Genomic DNA, 19,493 nt, shown 5'->3' on the forward strand with positions numbered 1-19,493 from the left:
TTTCCGGGCGAAGTGTGACGCTCACTCCGCCGGCCAGCGCCAGGTCGGTCTCCCGCAATCGCAGGCTCTGGCAGGCCAGATGGATGGCCACCAACGACGATGAGCACGCGGTGTCCACCGCTACTGCCGGGCCCCGCAGCCCGAGCAGGTAGGAGATACGGCCCACCGTGATGCTGTGCGCATTTCCGGTGCCGGTGTAGGCATCCACGTTGTCCGGGTTGGCGGCCAGCATGGACTGGTACTCGTTGAAGTAGACGCCCATCATCACCCCGGCGCGGGTGCCGGACAGGGAATCCGGTGTGATGCCGGCATGTTCGAGGGCTTCCCACGCCACCTCGAGCAGCATCCGCTGCTGGGGATCCATCGCCGCGGCTTCACGGGGAGTGATTCCGAAGAACTCGGCATCGAAGCCCGCGATGTCGGGGACGAAACCGCCCCACTTCGTAGTCATCCGCCCCGGCGTCAACGGGTCGGGGTCGTAAAACGCCTCCGCATCCCACCGGTCGGCGGGCACCGGCGAGATCGCGTTGCGGCCCTCGACCAACAAATCCCAGAAGCTCTCCGGTCCCACCACGTCGCCGGGAAATCGACAACCGATCCCCACCACCGCGATTGGTTCGGCTACCGCGATTCGAGAGATCTTCTCGAATTCGTTGGTGAGAGTGGCGCGTTGCTGCGCGCTCATACCGGAGATCCGGCTGAAAGCCGTTCGCATCAAACGGGCCTTTCGGCCTTGCTGGCGTCAGACGACGTCGACTCGATGCGGTCAAAGAGGCTGTCCAACACACTGCCGGCCGAGGCGGACAGCTCGGCCATCTCGCTTTCCTGCGAATCGTGTTGCGGTGCAACGCGCTTGGCCAGATACTCGGCCAGGGCCGCCACCGTCGGATGGTTGAACAGCATGGTCGCCGACAGCTCGATGCCGACGAACTGCTCGGCCTCACGTCGGATCGCCATTGCCATCAGGGAATTGAGCCCGAGCTCGGCAAACGGTCGCTGGCTGTCCAAATCTGTTTCGGGAATGCGCAGTTCGCGCGCGATGATGCTGCGCAGTCCAGTTTCGAACTCCGCGCCCAACTCGCTCGCCGACAGATGCGTCCAGTCCCGGGTCGGGATCAGGTAGTTCTCCTCGGTGGTGGTTTCGTCCGTTGCGGAGGGCAGCGGTATGACTACAGCCTGCGCAACGTCGTAGCCGTCGACGTGTTCCCAGGCGGTGAACGCTTCGGCCGGGGTGATGTCGCGTGAGCCCATCCGCTGCAGCTCGTCGCTGACTATCTGCGCATCAGCAGCGAATCCGAGTCCACGCCAGGCCACCCAGTCCAGACTCATGGTGTGGCAACCCTGTCGGTGGCGGGCACGCGCCAGGGCGTCCAGGTAGGCGTTGGCAGCAGCGTAGGAGCCCTGTCCCGGGATGCCGAAAACCGCTGCGGCCGAGGAGGTCAGGAAGAAGAAGTCAACGCTGCCGGGCGGGAACACCTCGTGCAGTACCTGGCCGCCGCCGATCTTGGACCACACCACTTCGCGAACGGCGTCCTCGGTCATGGTCGTCACCAGCTGATCGTTGATGACACCCGCGGCGTGGATGATGCCGCGGATGGGAGCGGCGCCGTCACGGTCCCGTCGGTCCAGTAGCGCCTGTACCTCGTCGCGGCATCCGACATCGACAGCGACGGCTTCGACTGTCACACCGCGCATTTCGAGCGCCCGGATCGCGGCGATCTTGCGACGCAGCTCGGCATCATCCGAGTCGAGATCCCACTCGCGCCGGGCGGGCAACGGGGTTCGGCCGGTCAGGACCAGCCGGCGCGCGCCGCGGTCGGCAAGCCAGTCGGCCATCAGCAGGCCCAGCGCCCCCATTCCACCGGTCACCAGGTAGGCCGCGTCGAGCCGGCACTGCACCGACCGGCGTGCTGGCTCGCCGCGTAGTGGCGCTAGCGTCGCCGCCAGCACGATGCCGTCACGCAGCACCAGAATCTGTTTGCTGGCAGTCGGTATCAGGGTGGCCAGCGTTGGTGCGGCTTCGTCAAGTGCTTCGGACTGCGCCTCGGGCAGGTCAACCAATCCGCCCCACAGGTCGGGGTGTTCGCTGGCCAGGACCCCGGCCAAGCCCCACAAAAAGCTCTGGCGCAGTGCCGAGGGGGTGGCTGATTCGTGCACGCCGCGCGTGACGATCCACAGCGCGGCAGGCTCGGCGCGCTGCGCCAACGTCCGTACCACGTCGGCGATTTCGGCGCAGACCCGCACGGCGAAGTCGACATCGCTCTCGCGGCTGTCGTCGGCCGCCGACTCGGCGACGTAAAGTGTGTAGCGGGCCCCGGCAACAGACGCCGGCGCAAAACCTCGCTCTGCGAGGCGATCTCGCAGCATCTCGGCGCCGAGAACCGCCAGCGAACCCGCGCCGCTTCCGAGCCCAACCGGTTCGGGGCGCGGCCGCCAGTCCAGTGTGTGCACGAACTTCCGTGCGTCCGTGGGGCCCACGACGTCGCGGTGGCCCTCGGGCGCCGCTTCGAAATCCAATACCCGATACCGAAGTGACCGCATCGACAAGCACGGTGAGCCGCCGTGTGGCGCGACGCTGACATCGACACCGCGGTGGTCATCGTGTGGGCCGATGTTGCTGAGGGTCACGCTTCCGCGAGCTTCGGTGGCCTCGCCGTGCAGCGACACCGCTTCGATGCTGGCCGGAACATAGAGGCGCCCATCGGTCACGTCCGACAGCGCCCCGACGATAACGGCCGCATCCAGCAGCGGCCCGAGCGACCCGTCGGGCAGCGCGTCGGGCAGCTGAACCGCCGCGTGCACGCCGGTCGATGTCGGGATCCACGAGTCCAATGTCCACTTGAAGGGCAGACCGTCGACCCCGCGCATGGCGAGTTGTTCGGTGACGTCTGGAATGTCGTCCGCAGACACCCGACCGCCGACGCCCGTCTGAGTCGGGACAGGCTCCGCTGACGACAGCCGCGCGGTCGCATGCCGTACCCAACGATCCGACGGGATGTCGGCAGCGCGGGAGGCCACGCTGACCGACTGGTCGTCGGCAACCACTTGAATCAGTCGGGGCCGGTCGGCGAAAACGGGCTGGTCGAAATGCACCGTAGACAGCGCCGAGTAGCCCAATTCTCTTGCGGCGCAGAGCAGTGTGCGCAGCACGATCGAGGCGGGAACCACCTCGGCACCGTGAAAGCGGTGCCGACCCCGATACGGCTTGGCGTCCGGTGCTAGCCGGGCCTGCCAGAGATGGGACGGCAGGCCGCCGTCTACCGCGGTAACCCTACTGTGCTGGCCGAGCAGTGTGCCGGCGGCAGGGGCCGAAACCACGGAGTTGACAGCACGTTTGGTGTCGATCCAGTGCCGGGTGTGCTGCCAGGGGGTGGTGGGGATGACCGGGTGCGGCTCCGGCGGGTGTGGAGTGTGCGGCGGGTGGGCGCTGTGCACCGTGTTGACATTGGTGTGAAAAGTGATGGTGTCGTCGGTATCCCGGTGCAGCGTGCCGATGCTGATGTATTTGGTGCCGTGCTGCGCTCCGTGCAGTGTGTCGATGACGGCTTGGGTGAGTAGCGGGTGGGGGCTGATTTCTACAAAAGTGTGGCAGGTGTGGCGATCCGACGCGTGGGTGATGGCGTGTTGGAAATGTACTGGGTTGCGCATGTTGGTGGCCCAGTGTTGGGCGTCGAAAACCGGGGTGTCGGTGGGGTTTTGGTAGGTGGTGGAGATGATCGGGATGGTGGGGGTGCGCGGTGTGAGGTCGGCGAGCTCGGCGCGCATGGCCGGCTGCAGGGCGTCCATGGCCGGATTATGCGGGGCCACTTCGATATTGACCCGGCCGGCGAAGCGGTTTTGGGCGCGGACCGCGGTGATCAGCTCCTCGATCTCGGTGGTGGGTCCGGAGATCACGCTTTGGCGTGGCGAGTTGTAAATGCCGAGAGTCACTTGCGGGTAGTCGGCGATCAGTGCCTCGGTGGCCGCGGCGTCGAGTTCGAGCAACGCCATGGCGCCCTGGCCTGACAGCGGGGCCATTAGCCGTGCCCGGGTGGCGGTGACGCGTAGGCCTTGGGCGGGGGTCAGTGCGCCGGCGACTACGGCCGCGGCTACCTCGCCCATGGAGTGCCCGATGACCAGGTCTGGTTGCACGCCATAGGAGCGCCACAGTTCGGTGAGCGCCAACTGAATACCGATCAGACCCAGCTGGATGTGCTCGATGCCGATTAGTTCCCGACCGTCGGCCAGCACCTCGTGCAGCGAAAAACCGGCCTGGGCAACGAAATCTGGCTCCAGGTCGGCGACCGCGGCGGCAAATGCCGGTTCCTCGGCCAGCAAAAGCCGACCCATCCCGGCCCACTGGGATCCGCGACCGGAGTAGACGAACACCGTGCCCGGCCCGGGCGAACCGTCCTGAGGGCCGACAACACCTGGCACCCGTTGACCGGCGGCCAGGGCGCGCAACCCGGCCACCGCCTGCTCACGATCACGCGCCACCACCGTGGCGAACTTGGTCTGCCGGGAGCGGTGGTGATTAACGGTGTGAGCCACCTCCGCCAAACCCGCCCCGGCCCCGGCACCCTCCCACCAATCGGCCAATACCCCTGCCGTCGCCGCAACCCGCTGCGCCGTCTTGCCCGCGACCACGAGCGTCGACACCGGATCGGCAAGTCGCTCGGTTGGCGAAAGTGCTTCCTGCCCTTGTTCGATCACGACGTGGGCATTGGTGCCACCAAACCCGAACGACGACACACCCGCCCGACGTGGGTGTCCGGTTTCGGGCCAGTCGGTCTGCGCGTCAACGACTTTCATCCGCAAGTCGGCGAAAGGAATGTGGGGGTTGGGGCTCTCGAAGCGCTGGTTGGGCGGAATTGTGCCGCGCTGCACCGCAAGTACCGTCTTGATGAACCCGGCGATCCCGGCCGCCGCCTCGGTGTGCCCGAGGTTGGTTTTGACGGCGCCGAGCAGCAGGGGAGCGTCGAGGGAGCGTCCGCGGCCCAGGACGGTGCCCAAGGCGCGCGCCTCAATCGGGTCGCCCAGCAGGGTGCCGGTACCGTGCGCTTCGACGTAGTCGACCTCGTTGGGCTGCATGCCCGCGTTGCTGTACGCGGCGCGCAGCACCGCCATCTGCGCCGCTGGGTTGGGGGCCATCAGTCCGTTCGAGCGGCCGTCCTGGTTGACGGCCGAGCCGCAAATCACCGCCAGCACCCGGTCGCCGTCGCGCTGCGCGTCGGTCAACCTCTTGAGCACCACCACCCCGGCACCCTCGCCGCGCACAAAGCCGTCGGCGGCCGCATCGAAGGCGCGGCAATGACCCGTCGGCGACAACGCCCCCACCTGGTCGAAACCGCGAAAAACCGCCGGCGACAACAACAAATTGACCCCGGCCGCGATCGCCAGCTGGGAGTCCTGGGTGCGAAGGCTCTGGCAGGCCAGATGGATGGCCACCAACGACGACGAGCACGCGGTGTCCACCGCCACCGACGGGCCGCGCAGGTCAAGGAAGTACGACAGCCGGTTGGCGATGATGCTCATCGCGCCACCGGTATTGCTCCAGCCGTCTATCTGCCCCAGATCGGTGGAGGCGATGGCGCCGTATTCGCTCAAGCAGGATCCCGCGAACACGCCCGTCTGCGAACGGCGCAACGAGCTGGGCGGAATTCCCGCGTGCTCCAACGCTTCCCACGCCACCTCCAGCAGCAGGCGCTGCTGCGGGTCCATCTTGTCGGCTTCGCTGGGAGAGATTTCGAAGAACTCCGCGTCGAACGCGTCGATGTCGGTCAGGAAGGAGCCCCACCGGGTGGTACGGGCGAGCACCGCCTTGACCTCCGCCGAGCCGTCGTCGAACAGCTCCCAGCGCTCGTCGGGGACCTTTCCGATCGAGGAACGGCGCTCACACAGGAAGTCCCACAACGCATCTGGTCCAGATATGCCACCCGGGAAGCGGCATCCCATTCCGATGACGGCGATCGGCTCCTCGAGGGAGTTGTGCGCCGGGCGACGGAGCGCGGCCGCAGATTCCGGGTCGGGTTCCGGTGCGGTGAGGTAGGCGGCCAGGTCGTTGATGGTTGGGTGCTCCCAAAAGTCGATCGGGGACACCGTCTTGCCCAACAGTTCGGTCAGCTCACCGGACAACACGACCGCGTCGCGAGAGCCCACGCCCAAATCGGCTAAAGACAGATTGGGATCGACCTCGTCGGGGGTGCAGCCGATGTTGGTTACCAGGTAGTCGACCAGCCAGTGGCGCAAATCGGCTTCGCCGCCGATGCTGGCCGTCATACCGCAACGTCCAGCCGCTTGAATCCGTCGCTCTGGTAGCGCTCCACGCAGGCCGAACGCCGGATCTTGCCGCTGGTGGTAATCGGTATCGAGCCGGGAGAAACCAGGACCAGGTCGGCGACGCGCAGGCTGTGCGATTTCGAGATCGCCGAGGTGACCTCGCGTTTGACCGAGCGCAGTTTGAGCATGGCGTCTTCGGCCGACGCGCCGCGTCTCTTGAGTTCGATGATCGCCACCAACTGTTCGGTGATGTCGTCCGGCACCGAGATCGCCGCGACCCGGCCGCCGGTGATCTCCTGGATCGTTGCTTCGATGTCGTCGGGGTAGTGGTTCCGGCCGTCGACGATCAACAGGTCTTTGATGCGGCCCATGATGAACAGCTCACCCTCGGACAGGACGCCCAGATCGCCGGTGCGCAGCCACGGGCCTTCCGGTGTTCCCGGCGCGGGATCGGCGATCTTGGCGTTGAAGATGCGGTTGGTCTGCTCCGGCTTCTGCCAGTACCCCAGGGCCACATGATCGCCGTGCACCCAGATCTCGCCGACGTCGCCGGACATGTTCTCAACCATGGTGTCCGGGTTGACAATCCGAACAGCAGACGAACTGGGCGATCCGTAACTGATGAGTTCGGTGCCGACCGAACCGTCGGTGCCGCAGCGTTTGGCCTGTCCGGCGGTCAGGTGTTCGTAGTCGAACCGAACCGTGCTTGGAGCGGTTGCCGGTTCGGGGGCCGCCACGTACAGCGTCGCCTCGGCCAGACCGTAGGACGGTCGAACCGCGGTGGGGCTGAGGTTGTATTTGGCGAACCGCTCGGTGAAACGCTTCACGGTTGCGACGTGGATCCGCTCACTGCCGCTGACGATGCCCACCACGTCGCCCAGGTCCAATCCGGCCATGTCATCGTCGGAGGTCCGGCGCACCGCCAATTCGAACGCGAAGTTCGGCGCCGCGGAAAAGCACGACGGATTGGTCGCGAGCAACTGCATCCAGCACGCGGGACGCCGTAGAAACGCCATCGGGCTCAACAACACCGCACTTCGCTGCGCGACCATCGGAGCGCAAATTCCGAGAATCAAACCCATGTCGTGAAACAAAGGCAGCCATGAGACCACGGTGCCGTTCGGGATTTTTGCGAGATCCCCGAAATACCCGTAGAGACTCTGCGTCACATTTGCGATGACGTTCTTGTGCGAAACGATCACACCTGCCGGGGTGCGCGTTGATCCAGAGGTGTATTGCAGATACGCGGCCCCACTGGACAGGCGCGGGACACCCGTCGACTCGCATGGTGAGTCGAGGTCCAGCAGGTCGACTTCGATGACGACCGGAGCTGTTTGGCCGTTCTGCGCACACGCATACTTCGAAACATCACCCGCCACCGACGAGGTGGTGAGAATGGCGACCGGCTTGGAGTCGCGCAGAACCGCCGAGACGCGATCGTCGTGAATGCCGTACTGCGGCGTCGAAAGCGGAACCGCGATAAATCCGGCCTGTAGCGCACCGAGGAACGCAACGACATATTCCAAGCCCTGTGGAGCCAGAATCGCCACACGATCGCCGGGCGCACCGCACAATGTCAATTCCTCGGCGATAACGCACGCCCGACCGTATACTTGCGACCAAGTCAGCGTTTCAGCAAACCCTTTAGGATCCAAACCGTAATCGATGAATGTGTATGCCGCGGTGTCCGCCTGTTGATCGGCCCGCTGCTTGAGCAAAGCGGGGAGGGAACCGTCGGTCACCGGCATCGCGTTTAAACTCCCATTCGACTGCATGCGCATTTTCTTTGCTGCTGACCCGATGAGTTGCTTATCGGACCGCTGGGCGGTGCGACCGCTGCCCCGAAACCGGTAGGTGTGTGCAGACCAGACCGATCTAACGATTTCCTACGTCCCCACCCGGGCACGCCTGTGTGCCGCCTTGATGATCGACCCTGGACTAATCCCGCTCCCCGAACAACTAGTCGCGTGTTCAACGGTAATCATCTCTCGGTAGGGGTGCGGGGGTTATCGGAAAATTTTCATGCTTTACACAGCCAGCTTTGAGGTCGCTGCCCGGGGGCGCAGTGCCCTGATCTGCGCTAAGACTCATAAGGGCCGGCTCGCTGCTGTGACTGTTGTGATTCCTGATACATCTGTGGTGGCTGTGGGCGGTGTGAGAACTGAGCCAGTGGTTCGTGCGCTCGGGGGCCGCCCGCTTTTGGCACCAGCGTCCCGTTGTGACGAGGGTAACACCTCCGGCGACCGCGTCCGCCGGATCGCCTGCACGCGCGGTCTACCCCAGGGGGCTGGCACGCCACCGCATCCTCGTTCGGGACGGTCTCGTATGGGTGCGGGGGTCCAGTCTGCGTCGACGCCCGTGTGGCGCAGTGCGGCTGCGCGACCACCGGGTTCGCTTAGCCGGCCCGACCCGGCCAGCTAATAGGAGTCCGACCACTCCAGCGTTCTGGTCTCGATGTCGTTGACCAGTTCTGGCAAATTGTTGTTGAGGTAAAAGTGGTCGCCGGGAAATACCCGCATCGCAAATTCGGAGCTCGTCCGATCGCCCCACGGGTTCATGTCTTCCCGGGTGGTTATCCAATCCTTATCCCCGATAAAGCCGTAAATGGGACACGTCAGCTTTTTCTCGGGCGGACTGTCATAACCCGCGATTGCCCGTGCCGCGCGCAAGGTGGGCAGCACGCCGACCAAGAATTCTTCGTCGTCGAAAAATTCTGGGTTCATGCCCGTCATCTGAGCGACCAGATTCAACATCTCGCTATCGGACATTTCTTTTATCTGCTTATACCTGATATGCCCGGGCGCCGAACATGCCGACACAAAAAATGCGAGCACCTGATATCCCGCGGCCTGGAACCTTAACGCGACTTCGAATGCCAACATCCCACCCATGCTGTGGCCGAAGAACGCGACCGGAACATCGACTCGCGCGGCCGGCTTCATCATCGCGAAAATGTCGTTGGCCAGTGCGGGAATGCTCGAAAGCGGCGGCAGACCGGCACCATCTCGCTGACCGGGATATTGGACAGCGATGCGCGCCAGGCTACCGGAAAATTCTTTGGAGAAAGCGATATAGTCTTTGGCGGTTCCGCCGGCATGCGGGAAAATGTAGAGCGTGGGCTTATTTCGATTTTCGTCTATATTGCTGTTGGTCGAACTGGCCTGCACCGAGCCAGCATACGTGACTCCCAGCCGCGCTGATCGACGCCGCAGCGGGCAAAGATGCTGGTCGGCTGCGTACTTGGGCTGCCCACAGCCGCGCGACGGAGATAGTGTGGAAGGCAAACCACGTGCCAATCGGGATGGTCTGGGGTGCCGGGCGAACTCTAGATGCGGTCTGCACATCAAAATTGGACCCGACACACCGACGCCATCACCGCTGTCACAGACGTAACACCAGGCACACTGGTCACAACAGGGATTTTTGCAAGACGCCAGGAGGGTTTGGCCGTGTACCGAGTCTTTGAAGCGCTCGACGAATTGAGCGCCATCGTCGAAGAAGCCCGTGGCGTTCCGATGACAGCGGGGTGCGTGGTACCCCGCGGCGACGTGCTGGAGTTGATCGACGACATCAAGGATGCGATCCCCGGCGAACTCGACGACGCCCAGGACGTGCTCGACGCACGCGATTCCATGCTGCATGACGCCAAAGCGCACGCCGACTCGATGGTGTCTTCGGCGACGACCGAGTCGGAATCGATGGTCAACCATGCCCGCGCCGAGGCCGACCGGCTGCTGTCGGACGCCAAAGCGCAGGCCGACCGGATGGTCAGCGAGGCGCGCCAGCACAGCGAGCGGATGGTCGGCGAGGCGCGCGAGGAGGCCATGCGCATCGCGGCGTCGGCAAAGCGTGAGTACGAGGCCAGCGTCAGCCGCGCGAAGACCGAATGTGACCGGCTGATCGAGAGCGGCAACATCTCCTATGAGAAGGCCGTGCAAGAAGGCATCAAAGAACAGCAGCGGCTGGTGTCGCAGAACGAGGTAGTGCAGGCCGCCCACGCGGAATCAACCCGGCTCATCGACACCGCGCATGCCGAGGCCGACCGGTTGCGCGGGGAATGCGACATCTACGTCGACGCCAAACTCGCCGAATTCGAGGAGTTCCTCAACGGCACCCTGCGTTCCGTCGGCCGTGGCCGCCACCAACTTCGGACGGCGGCCGGCACCCACGACTACGTGACTCGTTAAGCGCTCGATCAAACCGATGCGGCCGCAGGCCGTGGATCTGCGCTCCGCGCGCCGTAGGATTCCCGGTATGGCCAAGCAGCACAGCCACACGGCACACCGGTCCAACCGAGGCTCCGCGCTGGGTCCGTTGACCTTTGATGTAACCCGGTTGGGCCGGCGCCCGGGAGCAATGGTGGCGGAGCGCGAGACCGTGCCCAGCCCGTCGCGCATCGGCGTGGAACTGATCGCGATCGAACGCGGCGCCCCACTTGACCTCGACCTGATCTTGCAATCGGTCTCTGAAGGGGTGCTGGTGACCGGGACGGTGAGCGGTCCCACCACCGGGGAGTGCTCGCGCTGTCTGTCGCCCATCCAGGGCCGGGTGCAGGTGGAGCTGACCGAACTATTCGCGTATCCAGACAGTGCTACCGAGGCGACCACCGAGGAAGACGAGGTCGGTCACGTGGTCGACCAGACCATCAACCTCGAGCAGCAGATCATCGACGCCGTCGGACTGGAACTGCCGTTCTCACCGGTGTGCTCGTCCGAGTGCCCAGGTCTGTGCCCGCAGTGTGGCGTCTCGCTGGCCGCCGAACCGGGGCACCAGCACGATCTGATCGACCCCAGGTGGGCCAAACTGGCTGCGATGTTGCCTAACCAAGACGACGCGGACACCGAACAGCGAGGTGAGCGGTGACCCCATCGCGGCAGAAACTGCTCGATGCGCTGGGTGTCGATCTGCCCGACGAACTGCTGGGATTGGCGCTGACGCACCGCAGCTACGCCTACGAGAACGGCGGGCTGCCCACCAACGAGCGCTTGGAGTTCCTCGGCGACGCGGTACTCGGCCTGACCATCACCGACGAGCTCTATCGTCGCCACCCGGAACGTTCGGAAGGCGACCTGGCCAAACTGCGGGCCAGCATCGTCAACACCCAGGCGCTGGCCGATGTCGCGCGCAACCTGAGCGACGACGGCCTGGGCGTACACGTGCTGCTGGGCCGTGGCGAGGCCAACACCGGCGGCGCCGACAAATCCAGCATCCTGGCCGACGGCATGGAATCGCTGCTGGGTGCGATCTATCTGCAGCATGGCATCGAGGTGGCGCGCGAAACGATCTTGCGCTTGTTCGGACCGCTGTTGGACACCGCGCCCACGCTCGGTGCCGGCTTGGATTGGAAGACCAGCCTGCAGGAGCTCACCGCGGCACGGACGCTGGGCGCGCCGTCCTACCTGGTCACCTCGACCGGTCCGGACCATGACAAGGAATTCACCGCGGTGGTCGTGGTGATGGAGACCGAATACGGGTCGGGTGTCGGGCGCACCAAGAAGGAAGCCGAGCAGAAGGCGGCCTCGGCCGCCTACAAGGCGCTCGAGGCCGGCTCGCCGACTTCGTCCGCGCTGGACACGGCCGGAAAGTCCTCCGGCTGAGCCTTGCCCGCGCCCTGCCCCGCCTTGCCCCGCCGCGCCCGGCTTCGCCGGGCTTGCGATCATCACTAGGTGCCTGAGCTACCGGAAGTCGAGGTGGTGCGGCGCGGTCTGCAAACCCACGTAGTGGGCAAGACGATCACCGCGGTCCGGGTCCACCACCCACGGGCGGTGCGACGCCACGAGGCCGGGCCCGCCGACCTGACCGCGCGGCTGCTCGACGCGCGCATCACCGGCACCGATCGGCGTGGCAAGTACCTATGGCTGACGTTGGACAAGCCTGGCGATCCAGACGTCGCGCTTGTCGTGCACCTGGGGATGAGCGGGCAGATGCTGCTGGGGACGGTGCCGCGCGCCGATCACGTCCGGATTTCCGCACTGCTCGACGACGGGACGGTGCTGAGTTTCGCCGATCAACGGACCTTCGGCGGCTGGTTGCTCGCCGACCTGGTGACGGTGGACGGTAGCGTCGTCCCGGCACCCGTCGCGCACCTGGCGCGTGATCCGCTGGACCCACGGTTCGATGCCGATGCGGTGGTTGAAGTGTTGCGCCGCAAGCATTCTGAGATCAAGCGCCAGCTGCTGGATCAGCAGGTGGTGTCCGGGATCGGCAACATCTACGCCGACGAGGCACTGTGGCGAGCCAAGGTCAACGGCGCGCGGATCGCCGACACGCTTTCCCGCCGGCGGTTGGCCGACATCCTGTCCGCAGCAGCCGACGTGATGCGCGAGGCGCTGGGCAAGGGCGGCACGTCGTTCGATTCGCTGTACGTCAACGTTAACGGCGAATCGGGCTACTTCGACCGGTCACTGGACGCCTACGGGCGGGAAGGCGAGAACTGCCGGCGGTGTGGCGCGGTGATGCGCCGAGAGAAGTTCATGAACCGCTCGTCGTTCTATTGCCCGAAATGCCAACCGCGACCACGTCGTTGACGAGAAAGTCAGTCGAAAATGTCGCGGCGACGGGTGCCGGCCGGCAGCGTCGGATCGACAAACCACTCCCGGCCGAACAGTAGGCCGAACAGTTGCGGCGGCGTTTTGAGCATCGCGTCGAACAGCAAGCTGCTCAAGCCATTTCCATCGACCTGGGAGCGGTGGGCAGCCATCGCATTACGCTTTTGTCGCGCATACCGGAACACATCGACCCGGTGGGTGATTGTCGCGCGCGGCGCATAGGCGTTGCGGGCGACCTCCCGCTCGTAAGGAGCTGGCAGCCGCAGCCAGTGGGCCAGATCGGCTGTCCTGGTTAGCAATTCGCGCGGCATGGTCACCTCGAGTACTCGCGGAGTCGCGGCGAGTTCGGCGGCACGCTTGCCGACATGGTGGACCTGGATGTGGTCGCGGTGGCCGTAGCCACCGTTGGACTGGTAATTCAGCAGCACGTCGGCGTCTTCGTCGCGCAGGATGGTGGCCACGCGCTGTGCTGCCTCCTCGACATCGGCGCGCCCGAACCGGACCCGTCCGGGTGGATCCGGGTAGAACTCCGGGCCGAAGCCGCTGTCGGCATAGCCCAGGCACTCCGTTCGTTGTACGCCGAGAATGCCTGTGCTGGAATGCAACTCGTCCATTCGGCGGTCGTCTTCGTCGTTGTGTACCCGACCGTCGGTCGCGGTTACGACCACCGCTCGGTGCCCGGCTGCAGCCACCCGCGCGAGCGTCCCGCCGGTGAGGATCACTTCGTCATCGGGATGGGCGTGCAGGGCGACAACGGTAGCCATGCCACGCAGTATGCCCGTCGTCCATGGCGCCTCCGGCGGTCCGGTGAGAACCCGGTAGAAATGAGCCATGACCGAACTGTGGGTCGAACGCACCGGTACCCGCCGCTATACGGGACACAGCTCACGGGGCGCGCAGGTGCTCGTCGGCTCCGAGGACGTCGAGGGAGTGTTCACTCCCGGCGAGCTGATGAAGATCGCGCTGGCCGCGTGTTCCGGCATGTCCAGCGACCAGCCGCTGGCTCGCCGGCTGGGCGACGACTATCAGGCCGTGATCCGGGTGTCCGGCGCGGCGGACCGCGACCAGGAGCGCTATCCGCTGCTCGAGGAGGTCCTCGAGTTGGACCTGTCCGGGTTGTCCGAGGAAGACGCCGAACGGCTGCTGGTTGTGGTCAACCGGGCGATCGACGCTGTCTGCACCGTCGGACGGACGCTGAAGTCGGGCACCACAGTGAACTTCGAGGTCAAAGATGTCCGATCCTGACGTCCGGCTCACGGCGTCGGTCCACGGAAAAGTCCAGGGCGTGGGCTTTCGCTGGTGGACCCGCAGTCGCGCGCTCGAACTGGGCCTGACCGGTTACGCGGCCAACCGCGCCGATGGAAGCGTGCAGGTTGTGGCTCAGGGACCCCGCGCGGCCGCCGAGGAACTGCTGCAGCTACTCGAAGGCGGTGACACGTGGCCGGCCCGCCCGGGTCATGTGGACAAGGTGAGCGCCGACTGGTCGGAGCCCACCGAGCAATACCAGGGATTCGTCGAACGCTGATAGCCCCCGGCTGGCAGTGACCGATGGGGTCATTGTGGCCAGTGGGTCGGGCTGTGTGTGACCAGGCCATGTCGCAGCCGACGACACCCCTTGGTGCGCCGGCGCGGCCGGGATCAGCGGTAGTCTGGCTCGCCGTGTACCTCAAGAGTCTGACGCTCAAGGGCTTCAAGTCCTTCGCGGCGCCGACGACTCTGCGCTTCGAGCCGGGCATCACCGCGGTCGTCGGGCCCAATGGTTCGGGTAAATCCAACGTGGTCGACGCGCTGGCCTGGGTGATGGGGGAGCAGGGGGCCAAGACACTGCGCGGCGGCAAGATGGAGGACGTCATCTTTGCCGGCACCTCCTCGCGTGCCCCGCTGGGCCGCGCCGAGGTCACCGTCACCATCGACAACTCCGACAACGCGCTGCCGATCGAGTACTCCGAGGTGTCGATCACCCGCCGGATGTTCCGCGACGGCGCCAGTGAATACGAAATCAACGGCAGCAGTTGCCGTTTGATGGATGTCCAGGAATTGCTCAGCGACTCCGGAATCGGCCGCGAAATGCACGTCATCGTCGGCCAAGGCAAGCTCGACGAAATCCTGCAGTCCCGGCCCGAAGACCGGCGCGCGTTCATCGAAGAGGCCGCCGGCGTGCTCAAGCACCGCAAGCGCAAGGAAAAGGCGCTGCGCAAGCTCGACGCGATGGCGGCAAACCTGGCCCGCCTCACCGACCTGACCACCGAACTGCGTCGTCAACTCAAACCGTTGGGCCGGCAAGCCGAAGTGGCCCGTCGCGCACAGACCATTCAGGCCGACCTGCGCGACGCCCGGCTGCGCCTGGCCGCCGACGACCTGGTGCACCGCCGGGCCGAGCGTCAGGCGATCTTCGACACCGAGACCAGCATGCGCCGCGAGCACGACGACGCCGCCGCCCGGCTGGCGGTCGCTGCCGAAGAGCTTGCCGCGCACGAAGAATCGCTCACCGAGCTGTCCCAGCGCGCCGAGGCGATACAGCAGACCTGGTTTCGGTTGTCCGCCTTGGCCGAACGGGTCGGCGCGACGATACGCATCGCCAGTGAACGCGCTCATCACCTCGACGTCGAGCCGGTGCGGACCAGCGACACCGATCCCGACGCTTTGGAAGCCGAGGCCGAGCAGGTGGCCCTGTTCGAGGAACAGCTGCTTGCTGAGTTGGAAGAGGCGCGTATCCGGCTCGATGCCGCGCGCGCGGAACTGGCCGAACGGGAGCGCCGAGCCGTCGAGGCCGATAAAGCCCATCTCGCGGCGGTCCGCGCCGAGGCCGACCGGCGAGAAGGCCTGGCGCGGTTGGCCGGTCAGGTGGAAACCATGCGCGCGCGCGTCGAGTCGATCGACAACACCGTCTCGCAATTGTCCGAGCGGATCGAACATGCCGCCGCCCGAGCACAGCAGTCCCGCGCTGAGTTCGAAAGCGTGCAAGGCCGGGTCGGCCAACTCGACCAGGGTGAGGTTGGACTCGACGAGCAGCACGAACGCACGGTGGCGGCGCTGCGCCACAGCGACGAACGGGTTACCGAGTTGCAGGCCGCTGAACGCGGCGCGGAACGCGAAGTGGCGTCGTTGCGCGCCCGTATCGACGCGCTGTCGGTGAGCCTGGAACGCAAGGACGGGACCGCGTGGTTAGCCCGAAACCACGGTGACACAGGGCTTTTCGGCTCCGTCGCGGAACTGGTCCGGGTGCGTCCAGGCTACGAGGTGGCGCTGGCCACGGTGCTGGGCTCGGCGGCCGACGCCCTGGCCGCCGACAGCTTGAGTACCGCGCGGGCCGCCGTCGCCGCGCTCAAGCAGGCCGACGGCGGCCGGGCCGCACTGGTGCTCAGTGACTGGCCGGCCGAGCCGCCGCCGGGCGGCGCCCTGCCCGGCGGGGCGCTGTGGGCGCTGGATCTGATCGAGGCGCCGGCACGACTGCGCGGGGCCATGGTGGCCATGTTGTCCGGTGTCGCGGTGGTCAACGACCTGGGCGACGCGCTGGATCTGGTAGCCAGCCGACCCGCACTGCGCGCGGTCACCCTCGAAGGCGATCTGGTGGGCGCCGGTTGGGTCAGCGGGGGATCGGATCGCAAGGTTTCCACCCTCGAGATCGCCTCGGAGATCGAAAAGGCGCGAAACGACCTGGCCGCCGCCGAGACACAGGTCGCTCAGTTGAGCGCGGCGCTATCCGGCGCGCTGACCGAACAGGCCGCCAGACAGGATGCGGCCGAGCACGCACTGGCCGCACTCAATGAATCCGACACCACGATCTCGGCCATGTACGACCAGCTCGGCCGGTTGGGGCAGGAGGCGCGCGCGGCCGACGACGAGTGGACCAGGTTGCTGCAGCAACGCGAGGAGCTTGAAGCCGGGCGGGTGCGGACCGTCGAGGAAGTGATCGAACTCGAGACCAGGTTGCGCAACGCCCAGCAGAGCGAACACGTGCAGCAGGCCGAACCCGATAACCGGCAGGAGATCGCCGCCGCGGCCGACATGGCGCGCAGCTTGGAGGTCGAGGCCAGGCTGACGGTGCGCACCGCCGAGGAACGCGCCAACGCGGTGCGCGGGCGGGCCGACTCGCTGCGGCGCGCGGCGGCGGCCGAACGCGATGCCCGTCTGCGCGCCGAACAGGCGCGCGCCGCCCGAATGCGCGCGGCGGCGGTGGCCGCGGCGGTGGCCGAATCCGGGCGACTGCTGGCCTGGCGGCTGAACCGGGTGGTGGATTCGGCTTCTCAGCTGCGCGACGAGTTGACCGCCGAACGCCAGCAACGGTCGGCCGCACTGGCCGCGGTCCGTGATGAGACGAACACGCTGGGCGCGCGGGTGGCCGCCCTGACCGATTCGCTGCACCGCGACGAAGTGGCAAATGCGCAGGCTGCGCTGCGAATCGAGCAACTCGAGCAGATGGTGCTCGAACAGTTCGGGATGGCGCCGGCGGATCTGGTCGCCGAATACGGTCCCGACGTCGCGCTGCCCCCGACCGACCTGGAGATGGCCGAGTTCGAGCAGGCCCGCGAGCGAGGGGAGCAGGTGGTCGCGCCGGCGCCGATGCCGTTCGACCGCACTACCCAGGAACGCCGGGCCAAGCGTGCCGAACGGGAGCTGAACGAGCTCGGCAGGGTCAACCCGCTTGCGCTGGAAGAGTTTGCTGCATTGGAGGAACGGTACAACTTCCTGTCGACCCAGCTCGAAGATGTCAAAGGCGCCCGTAAGGACCTGCTGGATGTCGTCGCCGACGTCGACGCCCGTATCCTGCAAGTGTTCAGTGACGCATTCACCGACGTAGAACGCGAGTTCCAAACGGTGTTCACCGCGCTGTTCCCGGGCGGGGAGGGAAGGCTGCGGCTGACCCAGCCCGACGACATGCTCAAAACCGGCATCGAGGTGGAGGCCCGTCCCCCCGGCAAGAAGGTCACTAGGCTGTCTTTGCTATCCGGTGGTGAAAAGGCGCTGACCGCGGTGGCGATGCTGGTCGCGATCTTCCGGGCCCGTCCGTCGCCGTTCTACATCATGGACGAGGTGGAAGCGGCACTGGACGACACCAACCTGCGCCGGCTCATCGGCCTGTTCGAAATGCTGCGGGACCGCTCGCAGCTGATCATCATCACCCACCAGAAGCCCACCATGGAGGTGGCCGACGCGCTGTACGGCGTCACGATGCAAGGCGACGGAATCACCGCGGTCATCTCGCAGCGGATCCGGGGGCAGCAGGTGGACCGGCTGGTCGCGAGTCCGTCGTAGCCCACCGCAACGGCGGCGAATAACCAGTTTGAGTACGGGGAAGGATAGTCAGCGTGTCTGAAGGTCTGTGGATCGCGATCGCGGTCGCCGCCGCCCTGGTCATTATCGCCGCGCTGGTCGTCGGCCTGGTGCGCTACCGCAAGCGTCGCATCAGCCTGGCGCCTGGGCCGAAACCGGATGCCGTCGACCGCTCCGGGGGTTACACCGCTTCGTCGGGCATCACCTTCAGCCAGACTCCGACGCTGGACCGACCCGAACCGGTGGTCGACACCACCGGGCTGCCGGCCGTCGGCGACGACGCGACCATCCCGCGCGACGCGCCCAAACGCACCATCTCCGAGGTTCAGCTGCCCGAGCCCGAAGTTGCAGCCGAACCGGAGCTCGAGCCCGAGCCTGAGGTTGCCGCGGAGCCCGCCGCACCGGAGATCGAAGCCATCGAACCGCCGGAAGGGCGATTGGAGCGGCTCCGCGGGCGCCTGGCCCGCTCGCAGAACGCCCTGGGCCGCAGCATGCTGGGCCTGATCGGCGGCGGCGACCTGGACGAGGACTCCTGGCAGGACGTCGAGGACACCCTGTTGATTGCCGACCTGGGCCCAGTGGTCGCCGAAGCGGTCGTGTCCCAGCTGCGCAGCCGCTTGGCCAGCGGCAATGTCCGCAATGAAGCCGATGCTCGGGCCGTATTGCGCGAGGTGCTGATCAAAGAACTGCAGCCCGAGATGGACCGGTCGATACGCGCCCTGCCGCACGCCGACCACCCCTCGGTGCTGCTGGTGGTGGGGGTCAACGGCACCGGAAAAACCACCACCGTCGGCAAGTTGGCCCGGGTGCTGGTGGCCGACGGTCGACGCGTCGTGCTCGGCGCGGCCGACACCTTCCGGGCCGCGGCGGCCGACCAGCTGCAAAATTGGGCATCGCGCGTCGGCGCCGAAGTGGTGCGTGGTGCCGAAGGCGCCGACCCGGCATCGGTGGCGTTCGACGCCGTCGACAAGGGCATCCAGGCCGGCGCTGACGTCGTCGTCATCGACACCGCCGGCCGGCTGCACACCAAGGTCGGCCTGATGGACGAGCTGGGCAAGGTCAAGCGCGTGGTCACCCGCCGTGCGGCCGTCGATGAGGTGCTGCTGGTCCTCGACGCAACGATCGGTCAGAATGGCCTGGCTCAGGCCAAGGTGTTCGCCGAGGTCGTCGACATCACCGGTGCGGTGCTGACAAAGCTGGATGGAACGGCCAAGGGTGGCATCGTCTTCCGGGTCCAACAGGAACTCGGGGTTCCGGTCAAGCTGGTCGGGCTCGGGGAGGGCGCCGACGACCTCGCGCCGTTCGAGCCCGCCGCCTTCGTAGACGCGCTGCTCGGCTAGCTGTACTGACCACGGACGTTGGTGACGGCGTGGTGAGGTGACAAGACGAAGACCTCCGAGTGGAGTGCGAGCT

Annotated in this window: 13 protein-coding genes (1 of these 13 running past the window's edge); 8 read left to right on the plus strand and 5 right to left on the minus strand. The window is 66.2% G+C overall.

What is annotated here, in order from left to right:
• The 4 genes from A5634_RS18990 to A5634_RS19005 form a co-directional block, all read right to left on the minus strand.
• Positions 1-718 carry the beginning of a type I polyketide synthase gene (locus tag A5634_RS18990; RefSeq protein ID WP_155769617.1) on the minus strand. Its footprint begins 3,812 nt before the window's first position, so 718 of the gene's 4,530 nt are visible here — the first part of the coding sequence; the start codon lies at positions 716-718; the stop codon falls past the left edge of the window.
• On the minus strand, positions 715-6,258 hold the full coding sequence (locus A5634_RS18995) for a type I polyketide synthase (protein ID WP_065145579.1): 5,544 nt from the start codon (positions 6,256-6,258) through the stop codon (positions 715-717). Before A5634_RS18995 ends, A5634_RS18990 begins: the two co-directional genes overlap by 4 nt.
• Positions 6,255-8,006 carry a long-chain-fatty-acid--AMP ligase FAAL26/FadD26 gene (gene fadD26, locus A5634_RS19000; RefSeq protein WP_065145580.1) on the minus strand — a complete coding sequence of 584 codons (1,752 nt, stop codon included), beginning with the start codon at positions 8,004-8,006 and terminating at the stop codon, positions 6,255-6,257. Before fadD26 ends, A5634_RS18995 begins: the two co-directional genes overlap by 4 nt.
• 669 nt (positions 8,007-8,675) lie before the next feature.
• A complete protein-coding gene (locus tag A5634_RS19005) occupies positions 8,676-9,470 on the minus strand; it encodes a thioesterase II family protein (protein WP_437339990.1) in 795 nt (264 codons plus the stop codon).
• Between the two features lie 237 nt (positions 9,471-9,707).
• On the opposite strand from A5634_RS19005, the gene sepIVA reads away from it, so the two are divergent.
• From sepIVA to mutM, 4 genes are all read left to right on the plus strand, one after another.
• Positions 9,708-10,445: a cell division protein SepIVA gene (gene sepIVA / locus A5634_RS19010; RefSeq protein ID WP_065145581.1), complete on the plus strand. Its 738-nt coding sequence runs from the start codon at positions 9,708-9,710 to the stop codon at positions 10,443-10,445.
• A 67-nt stretch (positions 10,446-10,512) separates the two neighbouring features.
• Positions 10,513-11,121 (plus strand): YceD family protein, encoded by a 609-nt coding sequence (locus tag A5634_RS19015; protein WP_216638751.1) that lies wholly within the window; start codon positions 10,513-10,515, stop codon positions 11,119-11,121.
• Positions 11,118-11,855 (plus strand): ribonuclease III, encoded by a 738-nt coding sequence (gene rnc / locus A5634_RS19020; protein ID WP_065145582.1) that lies wholly within the window; start codon positions 11,118-11,120, stop codon positions 11,853-11,855. Before A5634_RS19015 ends, rnc begins: the two co-directional genes overlap by 4 nt.
• Before the next feature lie 69 nt (positions 11,856-11,924).
• Positions 11,925-12,785, plus strand: a complete 861-nt coding sequence (gene mutM, locus A5634_RS19025; RefSeq protein ID WP_065145583.1) for a DNA-formamidopyrimidine glycosylase — start codon at positions 11,925-11,927, stop codon at positions 12,783-12,785.
• A gap of 8 nt (positions 12,786-12,793) precedes the next feature.
• Here mutM and A5634_RS19030 read toward each other — a convergent pair whose 3' ends face one another.
• Positions 12,794-13,570 carry a PIG-L family deacetylase gene (locus A5634_RS19030; protein WP_065145590.1) on the minus strand — a complete coding sequence of 259 codons (777 nt, stop codon included), beginning with the start codon at positions 13,568-13,570 and terminating at the stop codon, positions 12,794-12,796.
• 67 nt (positions 13,571-13,637) lie between these two features.
• Between A5634_RS19030 and A5634_RS19035 the strand changes: the two genes are divergently transcribed.
• The 4 genes from A5634_RS19035 (at position 13,638) to ftsY (ending at position 19,420) form a co-directional block, all read left to right on the plus strand.
• Positions 13,638-14,051, plus strand: a complete 414-nt coding sequence (locus A5634_RS19035) for an OsmC family protein (RefSeq protein WP_065145584.1) — start codon at positions 13,638-13,640, stop codon at positions 14,049-14,051.
• Positions 14,038-14,331 (plus strand): acylphosphatase, encoded by a 294-nt coding sequence (locus tag A5634_RS19040; RefSeq protein WP_065145585.1) that lies wholly within the window; start codon positions 14,038-14,040, stop codon positions 14,329-14,331. Before A5634_RS19035 ends, A5634_RS19040 begins: the two co-directional genes overlap by 14 nt.
• Before the next feature lie 134 nt (positions 14,332-14,465).
• A complete protein-coding gene (gene smc / locus A5634_RS19045; RefSeq protein ID WP_065145586.1) occupies positions 14,466-18,062 on the plus strand; it encodes a chromosome segregation protein SMC in 3,597 nt (1,198 codons plus the stop codon).
• A 53-nt stretch (positions 18,063-18,115) separates the two neighbouring features.
• A complete protein-coding gene (gene ftsY, locus A5634_RS19050; protein WP_065145587.1) occupies positions 18,116-19,420 on the plus strand; it encodes a signal recognition particle-docking protein FtsY in 1,305 nt (434 codons plus the stop codon).
• Positions 19,421-19,493 lie beyond the last annotated feature (73 nt).

This window comes from Mycobacterium asiaticum, from assembly GCF_001673365.1.
Lineage (GTDB): Bacteria > Actinomycetota > Actinomycetes > Mycobacteriales > Mycobacteriaceae > Mycobacterium > Mycobacterium asiaticum_A.

Coding starts and splice junctions, on each gene's coding strand:
- A5634_RS18995 (WP_065145579.1), bottom strand. CDS start 6,258: ATGACGGCCAGCATCGGCGGCGAAGCCGATTTGCGCCACTGGCTGGTC.
- fadD26 (WP_065145580.1), bottom strand. CDS start 8,006: ATGCCGGTGACCGACGGTTCCCTCCCCGCTTTGCTCAAGCAGCGGGCC.
- A5634_RS19015 (WP_216638751.1), top strand. CDS start 10,513: ATGGCCAAGCAGCACAGCCACACGGCACACCGGTCCAACCGAGGCTCC.
- A5634_RS19030 (WP_065145590.1), bottom strand. CDS start 13,570: ATGGCTACCGTTGTCGCCCTGCACGCCCATCCCGATGACGAAGTGATC.
- A5634_RS19035 (WP_065145584.1), top strand. CDS start 13,638: ATGACCGAACTGTGGGTCGAACGCACCGGTACCCGCCGCTATACGGGA.
- A5634_RS19040 (WP_065145585.1), top strand. CDS start 14,038: ATGTCCGATCCTGACGTCCGGCTCACGGCGTCGGTCCACGGAAAAGTC.